The organism is Mangrovivirga cuniculi (assembly GCF_005166025.1).
GTDB lineage: Bacteria > Bacteroidota > Bacteroidia > Cytophagales > Cyclobacteriaceae > Mangrovivirga > Mangrovivirga cuniculi.
On the sequence record NZ_CP028923.1, the window covers coordinates 136,572 to 153,774 of the forward strand.

The following is a 17,203-nucleotide window of genomic DNA, read 5'->3' on the forward strand; positions in this document are numbered from 1 at the left end:
AAAAAAGAGGTCTCGCCTGAATTAGCAAGACCTTCTTTATTTAATTTACTAATAATTACCTGGCAAGGTAGTCAACGCTACGCTGAATAAATTTAGTCAATGACTCCCCTTCAAGCATATTTTGTGAAAGTAAGGCAAGATCAAAAACCTGTTTAGCTAATCCTACCTGCTTATTTTCATCACCGGCATTTAGAATCTTTTCTGCCATAGAATGGTTTGCATTTACAGAAACTTCGAATTGATCTGGCATTGCTCCATACATGTTCATTCCCCCTCCGGTTTTAGCCATATCTTTCATTCTTCGCATAAACTCCGGCAAGGTTACAACTAATGGCATTTCAGATTCATCCATCGGTTCTACTTTAACATTGTAGTTTTCATTACCAATAGCTTTCTCTACTACAGACTTCAATGAATCTTTTTGCTCATCAGTCAATTTAGATTCTTTTTCTGTTCCTTTGTCAATAAGCTTGTCGATCGTTTCTGAATCCACTCTCTTCAAGGTGATATTTTCAAGCTTTTGCTCCAGCATATTGATAAAATGACTGTCAATCACTCCATCGAGCTTCAACACATCATACCCCTTGCTTTTAGCAGTTTCGATATACGTATTCTGCTTGGCAACATCGGTAGAGTAAAGGATAACGATCTTTTTATCTTTATCAGTTTGCTCAGGCTCAACTGCGGTCTTATATTCTTCAAAAGTGAATTTTTTGTCATCAACATTTGTTAGTAATGCAAAGTCTTTCGCCCTGTCATAGAACTTATCTTCACTAAGCATACCATACTTTACAAATACGCTAATGTCTTCCCACTTTTTCTCAAATTCTGATCGCTCATTCTTAAAGATCTCTGAAAGTTTTTCAGCCACCTTTTTTGTGATGTAGTTGTTGATCTTTTTAACGTTGCTGTCAGATTGTAAATAACTTCTGGAAACGTTTAGTGGGATATCCGGTGAATCAATAACACCATGTAACAGCATTAAGAATTCAGGCACAATATCTTTTACCTCATCAGTAATGAATACCTGGCGGCTATAAAGCTGGATCTTATTTCTGTTAACATCGATATCGTTTTTAATCTTAGGAAAATATAAAACTCCGGTAAGATTAAACGGGTAATCCACGTTTAGATGGATCCAGAATAATGGCTCTTCTGAAAATGGATAAAGCTTTCTATAGAAGTTTTTATAATCTTCATCTTTCAATTCAGATGGAGCTACAGTCCAAATCGGGTTGGTATCATTAATTATGTTATCAACCTTTACTTCCTTGTATTTAGGATTTCCCTCATCATCTTTACCATCCTCAATTCTTTCATCCTTCTGGCCAAATCTTATTGGAACAGGCAGAAAACGGCAATATTTTTCAAGAATATTATTTATTCTGGCTTCTTCAAGGAATTCTTCACTTTCACTATTGATGTGAAGAATGATTTTTGTACCTCTTTCTTTTTTATCAATTGAAGCAATCTCAAATTCGGTACTCCCATCATTTATCCATTTGGCAGGTGAAGCACCTTCCTGGTAAGAGAGAGTTTCAATTTCTACTTTCTCTGCTACCATAAAAGATGAGTAGAAACCTAATCCGAACTTACCAATGATCTCATTCGCATCTTTTGCATCCTTGAATTTTTCAACAAATTCTGTTGCTCCGGAAAATGCGATCTGGTTAATATATTTCTTAATTTCTTCCGCAGTCATACCAATACCGCGGTCTTCAATTGTTAGCGTTTTTGCTTCTTTATTTATACTGATATCAATGGTAAGATCTCCAAGCTCTTCAGTCATTTCTCCCAGAGAACTCAACCTTTTGAGCTTCATAGTAGCATCTACTGCATTCGAAACCAATTCTCGGAGAAAAATCTCATGATCAGAATACAAGAATTTTTTTATGATCGGAAAAATATTTTCCGTGTGGATTGATATCGTTCCTTTTTCTTCTTTCACCTTACTCATATCAAATTTTATTTTAATATTTTATTCAGGGTTTATCAAAAGACATACCGAATACCAAAAAGTGACAACAAACTGACAACATGACACTTTTCATTCACTTCAACTACAATTTCATTGACAAATGGACATAAAAAAAGAGCCATCAGACATCGAATGGCTCTTTTCTTATGATATTATTTTTTATCTCAATCGATCTACTGACCGTACGAGCTTTTCATCTTTCCTGATAAAAATATTTGACAGGATATTGCAGATCACTGCTCCTGCAGGCAACAATAAACTGATGATATAGTAGGTTCCAGGTACTTCAGGATTAAATAAATTCTTTGCATCTGTAACTAAAAGCAAGGGAACTATTAATGAGGCAAGCATCAATAATGAATTAAAGGCATTTAACTTTAATTGTGTTAAGCGCTTTTTAAAGCTAAATAATGAAAACAAAGCAACTACCGCAGACAGAACTGCTATCCCGGCTACGTACATAATGTTAGTTCGCTCCTTAACTTCTGTAAAGACTATCCCTTGTGAATCAGGCTCAATATTTCCATACTTTATTTCAAAAGTACTCATTACCACAGCCTGGTTATTTTCTTTATCAACCTTTTCCCAGATAGGCATTACTGCGTAGGTTCCCATAAACACTGCCACAAGCAGAAGAAAAATTGTCTGAATTCGTTGAATCATAACTCGATAAATTATTGTTAGACCCTGCAAAAGTAGTTAATTATTTATTTTGGGCTAATATTTTAAACAATTTAGAGCGCTACAACTTAATTTTGCGGCTCATGGAAATTAACAGGTATCTATTTTGCACTGCTTTTAAAGGCACAGAGTATACTGGCTGGCAAACTCAGCCAGACAAGCGATCTGTGCAGGATGCAATTGAGAAAGTGTTTCATCAGCTTTACGGAGATTCAAAATTATCTTTGATGGGTAGTGGCCGGACTGACACTGGGGTTCATGCAACAAATCAATATTTTCACATAGATCTGCCAGAAAAATTTGATATTGAGACGTTAATTTTCAAAATGAACCTGATGCTTCCGGGCGATATCCTGATCAAAAATTGCCAGATTGTAGATGAAAGTTTTCATGCAAGGTTCTCTGCAAAATCCCGAAGCTACATTTACTATATCAGTAAACAAAAAAACCCTTTCAGGCAAAATGAAGTTTATGTTTTTAGCAAGGAGCTGGATTTAACTAAAATCAATAAAGCCTGTAAATATTTGATCGGAGAACAGGATTTTAAAAGTTTTTGCAAGAGCCGGACTAATAATCACCACTTTAGGTGTAACGTTACAGAAGCTTTTTGGGTAGAAGGGAACCAAGGATATGAATTTCACGTTAGTGCCAACAGGTTTCTTAAAGGGATGGTAAGAGCGTTGACAGGAACGTTAATCAATGTTGGACTTGGGGATTTACAGCCTGAAGACATTATTGAAATAATAAATAAAAGAGACCGGAAAGCAGCTGGCAGAGCAGCACCCGCAGATGGACTTTATCTTACAGCGGTGGAATACCCGGGGTTTAATATTAAAAACGACAATCTTGAATAAGGAACAAGGAAATAGAAAAATATACGACTACGCAGTTTTAAAAAGACTTCTGTCTTTTGCAAAACCTTATAAAGGAAAGTTTTTTTTATTGATCTTCCTTACTTTAATGGTTTCTATCCTCGGACCGATCAGACCTGCTATAATTGGCTGGACAATAGATAACCCAGTGGCTGAAGGCAACTACGAGTTATTGGTACAGATGATCCTTATCCTTCTTGGCCTTTTGATATTCCAGTTTATAGCGCAATATTTTCACACCTATTTATCAGGATGGTTAGGTCAGCATGTGATAAGAGATATCAGAATTCAACTTTATCGCCATCTGTTAAAACTTAAATTAAAGTTTTTCGACCGTACTCCTATTGGCAGGCTCGTAACGAGAAATGTTTCAGATATAGAAACCCTGGCCGATGTATTTAGCCAGGGATTTGCTGCAATCATCAGTGATCTGCTACAAATAATAATCATTCTTGCAATTATGTTCTGGACTGACTGGAGACTTACTTTAGTCACGCTATCTACTTTTCCATTGCTTATTATTGCAACATATGTATTTAAAGAAAAAGTCAAGTCTTCTTTCAACGCAGTAAGAAATGCTGTTTCAAACCTTAACAGCTTTGTTCAGGAACATATAACAGGAATGAACATCGTTCAAATCTTCAGTGCTGAAAAAAAGGAGTTTGGTAAATTTAACGATATAAATAACGAGCATCTACAAGCTAATTTACGCTCTGTTCTTTACTACAGTGTTTATTTTCCTGTAGCAGAGTTTATCCAGGCTACGGGGATCGCCCTGATTATTTGGTATGGTGGACGAGGAGTGATATTCGAACAATTTCAACCAGGTGTTTTAATTTCTTTCATTCTATATGTTGGAATGTTCTTCCGACCGGTGCGTCTTATAGCTGACAGATTTAATACACTCCAAATGGGAGTTGTTTCAACAGAGCGGATCATGAAGCTTCTGGATAATAATGATTTCATTACAGATGAAGGTGACCATGTTCCTGAAAAGATCGATGGCAATGTTGAATTTAAAAATGTCTGGTTTGCCTACAATGAAGGCGAAGATGTATTGAAAGATATCAATTTTAAAGTTGCACATGGAGAGAGTTGCGCATTGGTTGGAGCGACCGGAGCCGGTAAATCCTCTATTATTAATCTACTCAATAGATTCTATGACATAAATGAAGGAGAAATTCTGGTCGATGGGACAAGCGTTAAAGATTATGATCTGGCCTCACTAAGAGAAAATATTGGTGTTGTAATGCAGGATGTATTCCTGTTTTCTGGTTCCATCAGAGAAAATATCAGACTGGGAAACACTGATATTACTGATAAACAAATTGAAGATGCTGCGAAGCTTGTGGGTGCTGATAAATTTATAGAAAAATTACCAGGTGGTTTTGATTACGATGTAATGGAAAGAGGAGCCACGCTTTCTGTGGGTCAGCGACAATTAATCTCTTTTGTCAGAGTTATGGTTTATAATCCGAAAATCATTGTTCTGGACGAAGCAACCAGTAGTGTGGACACTGAAACTGAAGAACTCATTCAGAGTGCGATTGAAAAAATGATGAAAGGACGTACAAGTATCGTAATTGCTCACCGATTATCTACCATTAAGCATGCTGATAAAATCATTGTGCTTGATAAAGGCGAAATAAAAGAAGTGGGTAATCACGACGAGCTTCTGAGTAAAGACGGGTTTTATACCCAGCTTCATAAAATGCAATACAAAGAAGTTGTTTAAATCTACTTCTTGAGGACCAGGTTTGCTTTCTTAATTTTTAATGTTGGGTTTTCAGAAGCTATGAGCACTCCTTCAAAAGTATAATTACCATTTTCCTCGATCTCTATTGAAGTGTTTTTACCGAAAAAACTCCAGTCTGTATCTCCATTGATCGTTTTCTTCACCTCTCCGAGAGTAATATTCTTATCAAATGGATCTACCTCAAATTGTCGGTAATCTTCCCCGTTTTTATAAATTTTTATTCCAAACCTAAGTTGTACCGTGCCTTCAAACGCCAGATCCATATCTGACCAGATTCCTATTTCATCACCTTTATTTAATGCGACGCTGGCCTTTTTAATCCTGAGGTCATTTTCATTGCTTACTTTATCAATTTCTAATCTGGCGATTTCTTTACCTGTAAGGGCCTCACAGGAACTGAATAAAAATGGGATCATCAACAGTAAAAAATACCTTTTCATTAATTCGGATTTTTAAGTTTAAAATTAAGTGAAAGCGAAAATATGAATTGTTAATCACAATTTAAATTTTCAGAACTTCCCAAAGTTGAGTCCGGTTTAAATATTATTCCTCCTCAATCCTTACATATCCCTTTTCCCGAGCTTTTAAACGACTATATTTACTTTCTCAAACCAGCTATTTTTATGAACAGAAAGATATTTTTTATTCTGTGCTTTACTTTTTCTATCCTATCTTTTCAGGATTTAAAAGCTCAGAAAATGAGGCACAATAAAAGACAGCAAGATGTTTTATTATGCCCGATTAAATATAAAAGGAAACTATTTACTCATTCGCTTGGAGCCAGGATCGGAGAGCCGTGGGGCCTGAGTTACAAATTATCTTATAAGCAGAAAATCGCTGCAGAAGTAGTAGCAGGAGTTGGTTTTTCAGGATTATTTGACCCCTATCTTGAAAATCAATTTTATCAGCAAAGCTTTGTCGAAGATCTGCAATCACCAAAATACCTTGATCATTCCGGCAACATTTATGCTCTATTGACTCGAATAATGTATCAAGGTAGAATAAGCAAAGACTATACTGCTGACTGGTATGCAGGCATTGGCTTTTCATTCAGGAGATTTGAGACCAAATACCTGTATGATTATCAAACCCAGGAGGGAGTAACTTCCGAACCTACCTCGAGAAATACAGAAGTGACTTTCAGAAGTCCGGATATATTTGCCGGCTTTGAATACAGCCATCCTAAAACTCCGGTGTCAGCATTTGCAGAAGTGGGCTTGTTTGTTAATTTTGGAGGTGCTGACGCTGCACCTGATTTTCAGGGAGGCATGGGAATCAGATATACACTTTAAGTAAATGTTCGGAACAAAACATTTTAATATTTGCCTGGTTGGAACCGGGAATGTTTCACAAGCCCTTTCTTCAATTTTAGAAGAAAAAGGCCATACTGTCTCGGCTGTTTACAGCAGGCAATATGAACGTGCGGCCAATATAACCCGCTCACTTTATGAGGCAGAACCTGTTACCGATCCGGACTTCAGAGCTTTCGATCCGGATATTGTTATCATAGCCGTAAAGGATGATGTTATAGAAGAAGTTTCACAATCCATTGTTGTTCCTGATGATACAATTGTAATTCATACTAGTGGAGTAAAATCATTTGAAGAATTAAGGCCTCATTCAAATATTGGAGTTTTTTATCCATTACAGACTTTTCTGAGAAAAAATCCTCCGGATTGGCAAAACACTCCTTTCCTTGTAGAATCTGATGACCCACAAATTGTAAAAGCATTACTTTCACTGGGAAAAAACATTGGGAGATCAGCTGAGGAAATGAGTTCAGAAAAAAGAGCTAAACTTCATGTTGCGGCAGTGTTTGCATCTAACTTCACCAACCATATGGTAAGAGTGAGCAAAGAACTGGCTCAAAAAGGCAAGCTAAACTTTGACCTATTGGAACCTCTAATAAGACAAACGATAGAAAACAGCCTTTCGTTTGGACCTGAAAAAGCACAAACCGGACCAGCAAAAAGAGGGGATCTGCAAACTCTTGACAAGCACCTTGAATCACTTGATTTTGATGAAGGAATAGCAGAAATATACAAAGTCATTAGTCAACACATTCTTGATACATATAATTCCTGAAATGTCGTTAACTACTAAATTTCTAGCCTTTATTAAAGTTACCCGCTGGCCGAATCTTTTGATTATCGTCCTTGGTCAATACCTAACCGCCATATTCCTGATCGAATACAGTGACTGGCAAAGCATCCTTTTTAGTCCAAGGATGGCTGCTCTTTCATTCTCAACAGTCATTCTTGCTGCATCAGGTTACCTGATCAACGATTATTATGATATCAAAATTGACTACGTTAATAAACCTCAGGAAGTAATAATAGGAAAGTATATAAAGAGAAGGCATGCGATGCTCGCTCATACCACTTTAAACTTTCTGGGTATATCCATCGGACTTCTGATCGATTATAAGGTAGGACTGGTAAACGTACTCGCAGCCTATTTACTCTGGCTCTATAGTAATCGATTAAAAAGACTCCCTTTTTGGGGTAATTTCTCTGTGGCAATTCTGACGGCTCTAAGCATCTTTAGTGTTTTCCTTGTATTTCCTCAAAACATAGAGAAGGTACTGTTATATAGTTATTTCGCTTTTACACTTACCTTAATCCGTGAAATAATTAAGGATATGGAAGATATAAAAGGTGATGAAGAATTTGGATGCAGGACGATTCCAATCGTTTTAGGATTGAGAAAAACAAAAAAATCCTTTATGGTATCATTATTTTTTTCACATTCAGCTGTGTTTTTGTGTGTTTGATATATAATTTAAAATCACTTGGTATATTTTTCACTATATTGAGTTTGCCGTGGATATTTTTCATCTATCAAATATACCGGGCGGACACTAAACGATCGTACAGATATTTAAGTACAACTGCTAAGCTGATCATGCTTCTCGGATTAGTCAGTATGACAATGCTTTAATATATTTGCAAAAGAATTTTCAAATAAATTCAGTATTGAAAACCAGGAGAAAAAAAATAGCAATATTTGCATCGGGATCCGGAACAAATGCCAAAGCAATAATTGATCATTTTAAAGATTCCAAAGAAATCGAAGTTTCACTTGTTCTCACCAATAAGCCTGATGCAGGAGTAATAGATTACGCAGTAGAAAACAATATCTCTCACCTGGTATTTAACCGCGAATCATTATACGACAGCAACGAACTGATTATTCTAATGCAAAGTGAAGGCATAGACCTGATCGTCCTTGCAGGCTTTCTCTGGTTGATCCCGGAATCCATGGTTAAAGCCTTCCCCGGTAAGATCATTAACATACACCCGGCCTTATTACCAAAATACGGGGGCAAAGGAATGTATGGTAAAAAAGTCCATAAAGCAGTAATCGAAGCTGGCGAAAAAGAAAGTGGCCTTACCATTCATTATGTTAATAACAATTACGATGAAGGAGATGTAATTTTCCAGGCTAAGGTAAAGGTTGAACCGAAAGATACACCCGAAACTCTTGCCCAGAAAGTTCTTCAACAAGAGCACAAGCATTACAAAAAAGTTATAGAAAAAATATTAACTGATAAAGCATAACACCTAAAACGCTAAAAACAATTATCACATCATGTCTAACATAAAAATCTCTTCAGCATTAATTTCAGTTTTTTACAAAGACGGGTTAGCCCCGATAGTGAAAAAACTTCATGAAGAAGGAGTAACTATTTACTCCACTGGTGGAACTCAAAAATTCATCGAAGATCTTGACATTCCTGTAGTTCCGGTTGAAGACCTTACTTCTTACCCATCAATTTTTGGAGGAAGAGTTAAAACACTTCACCCGAAAGTATTTGGAGGAATTCTTCAGCGACGTGATGATGATAATGATAAAAAACAAGCAGAGGAATATAAAATCCCTTCTATAGACCTTGTAATCGTAGATCTTTATCCTTTCGAAGAAACTGTTGCCAGCGGTGCAGTTGAACAGGATATAATTGAGAAGATCGATATCGGAGGTATTTCCTTAATAAGAGCTGCCGCCAAAAACTTTAAAGATGTCTGGATAGTATCTTCCCGTAACCAATACGATGATGTCCTAACCGTTCTGGAAAATGGCAAGGGCAACACTGATATTAGTACGAGGAAAAGATATGCTGCTGAAGCATTTCATATAAGCTCACATTATGACAGTGCGATCTTTAATTATTTTAATGAAGAAAACACTGTCGAAGCATTTAAAGCCAGCTATAGTGAAGGGAAAACATTGAGATATGGAGAAAACCCTCACCAAAAAGCTGCTTTTTACGGACCTTTATCTGATCTGTTAAACCAATTGCACGGTAAGGAATTGAGCTACAATAACCTTGTGGATATTGACGCAGCTATTAATTTGATCGAAGAATTTGATGAAAGTGACACTGCATTTGCAATCCTTAAACATACAAATGCCTGTGGATGTGCTACCGGGGCAACTGTGAAAGATGCATATTTAAGAGCCTTTGAAGCTGACACTATTTCTGCATTTGGCGGAATACTAATTACTAACAAGCCGGTAGACAAAGATGCTGCTGAAGAAATCACAAAATTATTTTGTGAAGTTTTGATCGCTCCATCTTTTGATGAAGATGCTTTAGAGATACTTAAGACTAAGAAAAATAGAATTTTACTCGAAAAGAAAGCGAATCTTACAGATAAAAAACAGTTTAAATCACTTCTTAACGGCGTAATCGTTCAAGACAGGGATCTTAAAACTGATCAAAAAGATGATTTCGAAACAGTGACGAAAAAAACAGCTACCGAAGCAGAAATTTCTGACCTTGTTTTTGCTTCTAAAGTTTGTAAGCATACTAAGTCAAATACAATTATTCTTGCTCGCGGAAATCAGCTTTTAGCTAGTGGAGTTGGCCAAACATCACGCGTAGACGCCCTTAAACAGGCAATTGAAAAAGCTAAGCAGTTTGGTTTTGAGCTTGAAGGTTCGGTAATGGCATCAGATGCATTCTTTCCTTTCCCGGATTGCGTGGAAATAGCTGATAAGGCAGGAATTACAGCAGTGGTACAGCCAGGGGGATCTATAAAAGATAAAGATTCTATTGACTACTGCGATAGTCATAACATGGCAATGGTCTTTACCGGTACCAGACACTTTAAACATTAATCTTACAATCTTTCCTTTGAAAAATAAGATATTTGTATATTGCAACTTTTAATGGAAAGAAAGACTTATTAAAATAGCCTAATTAAATTCACAGCATGGGATTGTTTGACATTTTTTCAAGCGACATTGCAATTGACCTCGGAACGGCCAACACCCTTATTATTCAAAGGGATAAAATAGCTGTTGATGAGCCAAGCATTATCGCTATTGATAAAGCAACTAATAAAGTACTTGCAATTGGCCGACAAGCCATGCAAATGCACGAAAAAACTCACGAGAGTATAAAAACCATTCGTCCACTTAAAGATGGTGTTATTGCAGACTTCCATGCTGCAGAACACATGATCAGAGGAATGATCAAGATGATTGATGGTAGCAAGCGTAGTTTTCTTCCTCAGTCACACAGAATGGTTATTTGTATCCCCTCAGGAATTACTGAAGTAGAAAAACGTGCTGTCCGTGACTCTGCTGAACACGCAGGTGCAAAAGAGGTATACATGGTTCACGAACCTATTGCCGCTGCTATTGGTATTGGAATCGACATCGAACAACCAGTTGGATCAATGATAGTTGATATCGGTGGTGGTACTACTGAAATTGCTGTTATTGCTCTTTCAGGTATTGTTTGTGATCAATCAATACGTGTTGCAGGTGACTCATTTAATAAGGATATTCTCGACTATATGAGGAGACAGCACAACCTACTGATTGGTGAGCGTTCTGCAGAAAAAGTTAAGATAGAGGTTGGCGCAGCGATGACTGAACTTGATGATCCTCCTGAAGAATACGAGATCAGAGGTCGTGATTTAATGACAGGTATTCCTAAAGTTATAAAAGTATCTTATAGCGAGATCGCATTTGCTCTCGATAAGTCTGTTTCAAAAATAGAAGAAGCAGTTCTAAAAGCGCTGGAGATTTCTCCACCAGAACTTTCTGCGGATATCTATGACAGAGGTATTCACCTGACCGGCGGTGGGGCACTACTTAGAGGACTGGACAAGAGACTGGCACTTAAGACCAAACTACCTGTACACATTGCAGATGATCCGTTAAGAGCAGTTGTTAGAGGAACAGGACTTGCTCTTAAGAACCTCAATACATTCAAAAACGTATTATTGACCTGATTTTTTAATTTAAGACTGACCGGAAGGTATGCAGCAGTTGTTTTTATTTCTAATCCGGTTTAGAGCTTTCTTTGTTTTTGCAGCATTGGAAATTCTATGCTTCTTTCTGATAGTAAATAACAATAGCTATCAGTCTGCAGTATTCTTTAATTCCTCATCTGCAGTGGCTGGAAGGGTAGCTGAATACACTCAGAATGTGAATGACTATTTTACTCTGAAAAAAGTCAATGAAGAGCTCGCCAGGGAAAACGCTTTATTAAAAAGACAACTGATTAAATACTCGGATAAAATCCATAGTGACAGTGTTGAAAATCTATTGGTTTTTGATAGAAAGTTTGAAACTATGGCTGCTGAAGTAGTTGATAATTCAGTAAACAGATTTACCAATTATATCACTCTGGATAAAGGGTCAGATCACGGCATAACTCCTGAGATGGCAGTTATTGGCACAGATGGTGTTGTGGGAAAAGTGATGCATGTTTCTGATCAGTATAGTGTCGTTAAATCGGTATTGCATACTGGCACCAATATCTCTTCTACAATAAGCAGATTTGGTAATTTTTGTACTCTGACCTGGGATGGCAAATCTCCGACGCATGGGAAAATATTATATGTGCCCAGACACTATGATATTCAGGAGGGAGATTCAGTTTTTACAAGTGGATATAATTCAATTTTTCCTAATGACATCCTGATTGGAACCGTATCCGAATACTCCATTGATGAAGGAGATATTTTTTATGACATAACAGTGGAGCTTAGCACTGACTTCCAGGCACTTTCTTATGTTTTCGTTGTAAAAAGCTTTAAAAAGCAGGAGTTAGACAGTCTTCAACAAGTAACTATACCAAATGAGGAGTAATAGTAACCTAAAATATATTTTGGGATCATTACTAATTATTTTGATCCAGATAACCATATTGAAGAATATTGTGCTTTTTGATGTTGCTTTTTGCTTCTTATATGTAGCCATATTATTGAGTATACCTTTTACGGTCGGAAGAGTCTGGCAACTTATAATTGGTTTTTTAGTAGGACTATTAATCGATGTTTTTTACAATAGTATTGGTATCCACGCTTCTGCCTGCCTGCTATTGACTTTTATAAGACCAATATTTTTACAGTATAACTTTCCAAGAACTCCGGACCCGATTAATGTTCCCAATGTGAAAAACACAGGGTTTAGTTGGTACATCGGTTATTCTTTCTTTCTTGTTTTCTTACACCAGTGCGTAATCTTCTTCGTAGAGGCTTCTAACAAATCACTTTTCTTCTTAACTTTATATAAAGTTTTTGCCAGTACTATTTTTACGGTACTTGTTATTCTAATTGTACAATATTTAACCGTTAGTGGAAGAAAAGAGAGGCTACTGTAATGTTTAAAGAGAGAAAGGTAATCATTCAGTCAGTGGTGATTTTTGTAGGAATTATTCTTCTGACGCGACTCTTTCATTTACAAATCATAGACGAAACATCCAGACTTGCTGCTGATAATAATAGCCGTAGAAAGTTTGTTGAATACCCCTATCGTGGTCTGGTCTACGATCGAAATGGGGAAATAATAGTTTACAACAAACCTGTTTATGATATAATGGTGGTGCCCAGTGAAGTCGACATGGAAGACACCACTAAATTTTGCTCACTTCTTGATATAGACAAGCAAAACTTTATTGAAAGAATGTCTGAGGCTAAGGGATACAGCTATGTAAAACCTTCAGTATTCTATTCGCAAATGTCAAATGAAGAATTTGCCAGAATCCAGGATAGATTTTCCGAATACAGTGGCTTTTATGTCACTCCAAAAACCAATAGGTATTATCCATATAGTGGAATGGCGAATGCCCTTGGCTATATCGGAGAAGTAACTCCGGGAATTCTAAAAAGAGACACGACCAATTATTATAAGAGTGGTGATTTAATCGGTATCAGCGGACTTGAATCCAGATATGAAGACGCTCTTAGAGGAAAAAGAGGGGTTTCATATAAAATGATCAATGTTCATGGTGTGGTCAAGGGTAAATATAAAGAAGGAAAGGCTGACACTATTCCTGAACCGGGATTGAATATTACTACAACAATTGATAGCGAACTGCAAAAATATGGTGAAAAATTAATGGATGGAAAGATCGGTAGTGTGGTGGCAATAGAACCGGCAACCGGAGAAATCCTGTCAATCGTATCTGCTCCTTCTTATAATCCCAATTTACTTACTGGTAGGGAATTTAGTAAGAACTATTCTTTAATTAATTCTGACACCACAAAACCATTATATAACCGTCCTATCCAGGCGGATCAATATCCTCCCGGTTCAATTTTTAAAATGATCCAGGCATTGATAGCATTGGAAGAGGGTGTTATAACTCCGCAAACCAGGGTTGTTTGTAATCGAAGTATTATAAACTGTCACGGACCTCATAGCTATGAAGACCTTAGAGGCGCAATTAAGCACTCATGCAATCCTTATTTTTATGAGACTTTTAAGAGAATTATTCAACAAGGGGAAGTCAACTCTTTTAATGCTGACGCTGCTGTAGGTCTCGAAGGCTGGATCAAGCACCTCAAAACTTTCGGATTAGGACAAAGGCTGGGTATCGACCTACCAAACGAACGAACAGGTGTTGTACCAACAGTAAGTCTTTATAACAGAATTTATGGAGAAGGATCATGGAACTTTTTTACAGTTTACTCCCTATCTATTGGTCAGGGTGAGCTAGGGGTTTCACCTTTACAAATGGCAAACCTGTCAGCAATCATCGCTAACAGAGGCTTTTATATAACACCTCACCTGGTTAAAGAAATAGGCGGCTCTAAAGAATTAGTACCTGAAAAATATAAAAAGAAAAATTATACATCTGTATCTCCGGACAAATATGGAGTTGTGGTAGATGCGATGGATGCTGTGGTTAACAGTGGGTGGTCAGGTACTGGCGCAAGAGCACACATTGATGACATTGTTGTATGTGGAAAAACCGGTACAGCTCAAAACCCTCATGGAGAAGATCACTCTGTATTTATGGCTTTTGCACCAAAGGATAACCCAAAGATTGCAGTTTCAGTTTATGTAGAAAATGCAGGCCAGGGAGCAAGGGCTGCAGCATCGATAGCCGGACTAATGATAGAAAAATATCTGAAAGGTGAAATAGAAAGAAAGAACATTGAAGATTACGCACTTGAAGGCGACTTTATATATTAAAAATGAGAGAAAGAACAGATATATTTGCTAATGTAGACTGGATCACAATATTCCTTTACTTTGCCCTTGTCCTGTTCGGGTGGTTTAATATTTATGCTGCGGTTTATGATGCATCAGCAAATCAGAGTATTTTCGATCTTAATCTGAATTCCGGAAAGCAGTTAGTATGGATTGGTGCTTCTGTCGTTACCATAATTATCATCTTTTTTGCTGATTTCAGGTTGATAGACTCATTGGCCTATGTTGCCTTTGGAGTTGTTTTACTGTTACTAATAGCTGTATTATTCTTCGGAAGGGAAGTGGCAGGTTCTACCTCATGGTTTGAAATTGGCAGCTTCAGATTCCAACCCTCAGAATTCGCTAAATTTGTTACTGCATTAGCTCTGGCTAAATATTTGGGAGACCCCCAGGCAAAGCTCGACCGAATCCCTGATCTTATGGCAGTCGGCGCTATTTTGTTTTTACCTGTTGCTTTGATCCTTCTTCAAGGGGATGCGGGTACTGCAATGGTATTTAGCATTTTTATTCTGGTATTATTTAGAGAAGGATTATCCCCAATACCACTAATACTCGGGGTACTGGGGGCTATTGTATTTTTACTTGCAATTTACCTCACGCAGATTCTAGAGTTAAATCAAATTTATATTTACTCAGGCATAATTGTTATAGGTGCTTTAGCAACATTTTTAAACAGGGCTAAGCGATCTAAATTAATAACATCAATTCTGATAACCGTTGCAATCTGTGGTGTTGTTAGAAGTGTGGATTTTGTCTTTGAGGATGTACTTAAGCCCCACCAGCAAACAAGGATCCTGGTACTATTTAATCCTGATCTTGATCCACAAGGTGCCGGGTATAATGTTAACCAGTCAAAAATTGCAATCGGCTCCGGAGGTTTTGATGGAAAGGGGTTTTTAGAAGGTACTCAAACAAAATACGACTATGTTCCTGAGCAAAGTACTGACTTTATATTCTGTACTATAGGAGAAGAACATGGTTATATCGGTTCATTTATAGTAATCGTTTTATTTAGTGCTCTTATCCTTAGAGTAATTCAATTAGCCGAGAGACAGAAGATGAGGTTTAGCCGGGTTTATGGATATTGCGTAGCAATGATCTTGTTTTTCCACTTTTCCATCAACTTAAGCATGACTATCGGGCTTTTCCCGGTAATTGGCATACCTCTTCCATTCTTCAGTTATGGGGGTTCATCTCTTATAGCTTTTACAGTATTGCTATTCACAATGGTAAAACTGGACTCACATAGAATGCAAGTCCTGTCTCACTAATATTAACTAAAACTGTTATATTAAATTCAAATTAAGATTTGGCTATTAGTCAGGAAATCTTCGATTAACCATGTGCATAAATTCACTTACCTCATAAGAGTCCATATTCCAATGGTTGTTTGGAGCAAACTCTTTTTCTATAAGGCTGATAACTTCGTTGTATTCCGAGCAATCATCTAATTTTTCTATCGCTTGATCAAACATTTGTGGATCACCACCAAAAAGTTCTCTGGTGAACATATATCTCTGGTTAAGTGAAAGCCCTTTTTTAATTGAATTTAGATTTTGATCGGCAAGTGTCTTCACTTTCCCTCTTTCAGAAGCCACCTTATCATTTAAAGTTTCATAATCAGACTGATATTTATCCACTATAGGTTTTGGGTTGTTTGAATCCTCCTCCTCTATATTTTCGTTGATCATTTCATCTGTTTCTTTCAGACTAACTTCACTTTCAACTACTTTTTCTTCGTGAACAGGATCAGCATCATAATCTCCACGACTCTCTGAATAGAGCTTACCCTCTTCTATTGGCTGATATTCACCCAAATCTTCAATTATATGGTCTATCGAATCGGGTTCATGACCACTTTCTTCGCACACCTTATTAAACTCAGATTCCAGATAGCCCGCTGTAAATTCTTCTTCTGAGGAATTTTTCAAACTTGCAATTAATGAATCCCATAGTTTCTTATTTATAGTCAGATACTTTCCTTTTTCCTCAAGTGTTTTAACCTTTAAAGGAGCTGACTGCTTAAATTCAGCAATGAAATAATCATAAGGAGAATACATCAACATCAAAGTATCCTTCACAGACTCTTTAACTAATGGCTCAAGGTCATTCTCAGCAATCAAAATATGATTTGAGACCTTATTTTTAAATGTGATTAGCGCTTCTTTAACTTCGGGATGATCATAATTAAAATAAGGACTGGCAGTGATTTGCTTCATCTCCTTTTTCCAATTCTGGAACAGATATTTGATAACGAAATAATTGACCTGCCTGACTGAAGTAAGCTTTTTAATATCAGAACCCGAGACTTTCTCTGTTTCTGAAAAAGTAGCTGCACAAATCTGCCGTGCTACATTGCTTGCATAATCGTTAAGGTAATATTCATTTAAAGCAGGTGAAGACATAATTCTTAGTTTTATTCCAAAAATCAATACCAAAAAAAGTATCCTTAAGCAATGT

Annotated in this window: 16 protein-coding genes; 12 read left to right on the top strand and 4 right to left on the bottom strand. The window is 36.9% G+C overall.

Annotated features, from left to right (window positions below):
* Positions 1 to 55 precede the first annotated feature (55 nt).
* Together htpG and DCC35_RS00625 are read right to left on the bottom strand one after the other, a co-directional pair.
* Complete coding sequence (gene htpG / locus DCC35_RS00620; protein WP_137088953.1) at positions 56 to 1,957, bottom strand: molecular chaperone HtpG; 1,902 nt, start codon at positions 1,955 to 1,957, stop codon at positions 56 to 58.
* Positions 1,958 to 2,137: 180 nt separating this feature from the next.
* Entirely contained in the window at positions 2,138 to 2,641 is a 504-nt protein-coding gene (locus tag DCC35_RS00625) for a DUF4293 domain-containing protein (RefSeq protein WP_137088954.1), read from the bottom strand.
* 101 nt (positions 2,642 to 2,742) lie between these two features.
* On the opposite strand from DCC35_RS00625, the gene truA reads away from it, so the two are divergent.
* Both truA and DCC35_RS00635 read left to right on the top strand, forming a co-directional pair.
* Complete coding sequence (gene truA, locus DCC35_RS00630; protein WP_137088955.1) at positions 2,743 to 3,513, top strand: tRNA pseudouridine(38-40) synthase TruA; 771 nt, start codon at positions 2,743 to 2,745, stop codon at positions 3,511 to 3,513.
* A complete protein-coding gene (locus DCC35_RS00635) occupies positions 3,506 to 5,266 on the top strand; it encodes an ABC transporter ATP-binding protein (RefSeq protein ID WP_246070114.1) in 1,761 nt (586 codons plus the stop codon). Before truA ends, DCC35_RS00635 begins: the two co-directional genes overlap by 8 nt.
* Positions 5,267 to 5,268: 2 nt before the next feature.
* On the opposite strand, the gene DCC35_RS00640 is transcribed toward DCC35_RS00635, so the two are convergent.
* Complete coding sequence (locus DCC35_RS00640) at positions 5,269 to 5,727, bottom strand: hypothetical protein (RefSeq protein WP_137088957.1); 459 nt, start codon at positions 5,725 to 5,727, stop codon at positions 5,269 to 5,271.
* 258 nt (positions 5,728 to 5,985) lie between these two features.
* On the opposite strand from DCC35_RS00640, the gene DCC35_RS00645 reads away from it, so the two are divergent.
* From DCC35_RS00645 to rodA, 10 genes are all read left to right on the top strand, one after another.
* Positions 5,986 to 6,579: a hypothetical protein gene (locus DCC35_RS00645; protein WP_137088958.1), complete on the top strand. Its 594-nt coding sequence runs from the start codon at positions 5,986 to 5,988 to the stop codon at positions 6,577 to 6,579.
* Between the two features lie 4 nt (positions 6,580 to 6,583).
* Positions 6,584 to 7,372 (top strand): Rossmann-like and DUF2520 domain-containing protein, encoded by a 789-nt coding sequence (locus tag DCC35_RS00650; RefSeq protein ID WP_137088959.1) that lies wholly within the window; start codon positions 6,584 to 6,586, stop codon positions 7,370 to 7,372.
* Positions 7,353 to 8,060, top strand: coding sequence for a geranylgeranylglycerol-phosphate geranylgeranyltransferase (locus tag DCC35_RS00655; RefSeq protein WP_246070116.1), 708 nt, complete (start codon positions 7,353 to 7,355; stop codon positions 8,058 to 8,060). The genes DCC35_RS00650 and DCC35_RS00655 overlap by 20 nt, the downstream gene beginning before the upstream one ends.
* Before the next feature lie 202 nt (positions 8,061 to 8,262).
* Entirely contained in the window at positions 8,263 to 8,847 is a 585-nt protein-coding gene (gene purN / locus DCC35_RS00660; RefSeq protein ID WP_137088960.1) for a phosphoribosylglycinamide formyltransferase, read from the top strand.
* A 31-nt stretch (positions 8,848 to 8,878) separates the two neighbouring features.
* Entirely contained in the window at positions 8,879 to 10,408 is a 1,530-nt protein-coding gene (gene purH, locus DCC35_RS00665) for a bifunctional phosphoribosylaminoimidazolecarboxamide formyltransferase/IMP cyclohydrolase (RefSeq protein ID WP_137088961.1), read from the top strand.
* 95 nt (positions 10,409 to 10,503) lie between these two features.
* Positions 10,504 to 11,532 (top strand): rod shape-determining protein, encoded by a 1,029-nt coding sequence (locus tag DCC35_RS00670; protein WP_137088962.1) that lies wholly within the window; start codon positions 10,504 to 10,506, stop codon positions 11,530 to 11,532.
* A gap of 28 nt (positions 11,533 to 11,560) precedes the next feature.
* The gene (gene mreC / locus DCC35_RS00675; RefSeq protein WP_137088963.1) at positions 11,561 to 12,394 is read left to right on the top strand and encodes a rod shape-determining protein MreC; all 834 of its coding nucleotides are present in this window, start codon (positions 11,561 to 11,563) and stop codon (positions 12,392 to 12,394) included.
* Positions 12,384 to 12,908, top strand: coding sequence for a Rod shape-determining protein MreD (locus DCC35_RS00680; RefSeq protein ID WP_217495899.1), 525 nt, complete (start codon positions 12,384 to 12,386; stop codon positions 12,906 to 12,908). The genes mreC and DCC35_RS00680 overlap by 11 nt, the downstream gene beginning before the upstream one ends.
* Entirely contained in the window at positions 12,908 to 14,725 is a 1,818-nt protein-coding gene (mrdA, locus tag DCC35_RS00685; RefSeq protein WP_137088965.1) for a penicillin-binding protein 2, read from the top strand. The genes DCC35_RS00680 and mrdA overlap by 1 nt, the downstream gene beginning before the upstream one ends.
* A 2-nt stretch (positions 14,726 to 14,727) precedes the next feature.
* Positions 14,728 to 16,014 (top strand): rod shape-determining protein RodA, encoded by a 1,287-nt coding sequence (rodA, locus tag DCC35_RS00690; RefSeq protein ID WP_137088966.1) that lies wholly within the window; start codon positions 14,728 to 14,730, stop codon positions 16,012 to 16,014.
* A 45-nt stretch (positions 16,015 to 16,059) separates the two neighbouring features.
* Here rodA and DCC35_RS00695 read toward each other — a convergent pair whose 3' ends face one another.
* Positions 16,060 to 17,148 carry a hypothetical protein gene (locus DCC35_RS00695; protein ID WP_137088967.1) on the bottom strand — a complete coding sequence of 363 codons (1,089 nt, stop codon included), beginning with the start codon at positions 17,146 to 17,148 and terminating at the stop codon, positions 16,060 to 16,062.
* Positions 17,149 to 17,203: the final 55 nt, after the last annotated feature.

What these genes read in the sequence shown, in the direction of transcription:
- DCC35_RS00670 (WP_137088962.1), top strand. Translation starts at nt 10,504, where the DNA reads ATGGGATTGTTTGACATTTTTTCAAGCGACATTGCAATTGACCTCGGA.
- purH (WP_137088961.1), top strand. Translation starts at nt 8,879, where the DNA reads ATGTCTAACATAAAAATCTCTTCAGCATTAATTTCAGTTTTTTACAAA.
- DCC35_RS00695 (WP_137088967.1), bottom strand. Translation starts at nt 17,148, where the DNA reads ATGTCTTCACCTGCTTTAAATGAATATTACCTTAACGATTATGCAAGC.
- DCC35_RS00650 (WP_137088959.1), top strand. Translation starts at nt 6,584, where the DNA reads ATGTTCGGAACAAAACATTTTAATATTTGCCTGGTTGGAACCGGGAAT.
- DCC35_RS00645 (WP_137088958.1), top strand. Translation starts at nt 5,986, where the DNA reads ATGAGGCACAATAAAAGACAGCAAGATGTTTTATTATGCCCGATTAAA.
- DCC35_RS00640 (WP_137088957.1), bottom strand. Translation starts at nt 5,727, where the DNA reads ATGAAAAGGTATTTTTTACTGTTGATGATCCCATTTTTATTCAGTTCC.
- htpG (WP_137088953.1), bottom strand. Translation starts at nt 1,957, where the DNA reads ATGAGTAAGGTGAAAGAAGAAAAAGGAACGATATCAATCCACACGGAA.
- mrdA (WP_137088965.1), top strand. Translation starts at nt 12,908, where the DNA reads ATGTTTAAAGAGAGAAAGGTAATCATTCAGTCAGTGGTGATTTTTGTA.
- rodA (WP_137088966.1), top strand. Translation starts at nt 14,728, where the DNA reads ATGAGAGAAAGAACAGATATATTTGCTAATGTAGACTGGATCACAATA.
- mreC (WP_137088963.1), top strand. Translation starts at nt 11,561, where the DNA reads ATGCAGCAGTTGTTTTTATTTCTAATCCGGTTTAGAGCTTTCTTTGTT.
- DCC35_RS00625 (WP_137088954.1), bottom strand. Translation starts at nt 2,641, where the DNA reads ATGATTCAACGAATTCAGACAATTTTTCTTCTGCTTGTGGCAGTGTTT.
- truA (WP_137088955.1), top strand. Translation starts at nt 2,743, where the DNA reads ATGGAAATTAACAGGTATCTATTTTGCACTGCTTTTAAAGGCACAGAG.
- DCC35_RS00680 (WP_217495899.1), top strand. Translation starts at nt 12,384, where the DNA reads ATGAGGAGTAATAGTAACCTAAAATATATTTTGGGATCATTACTAATT.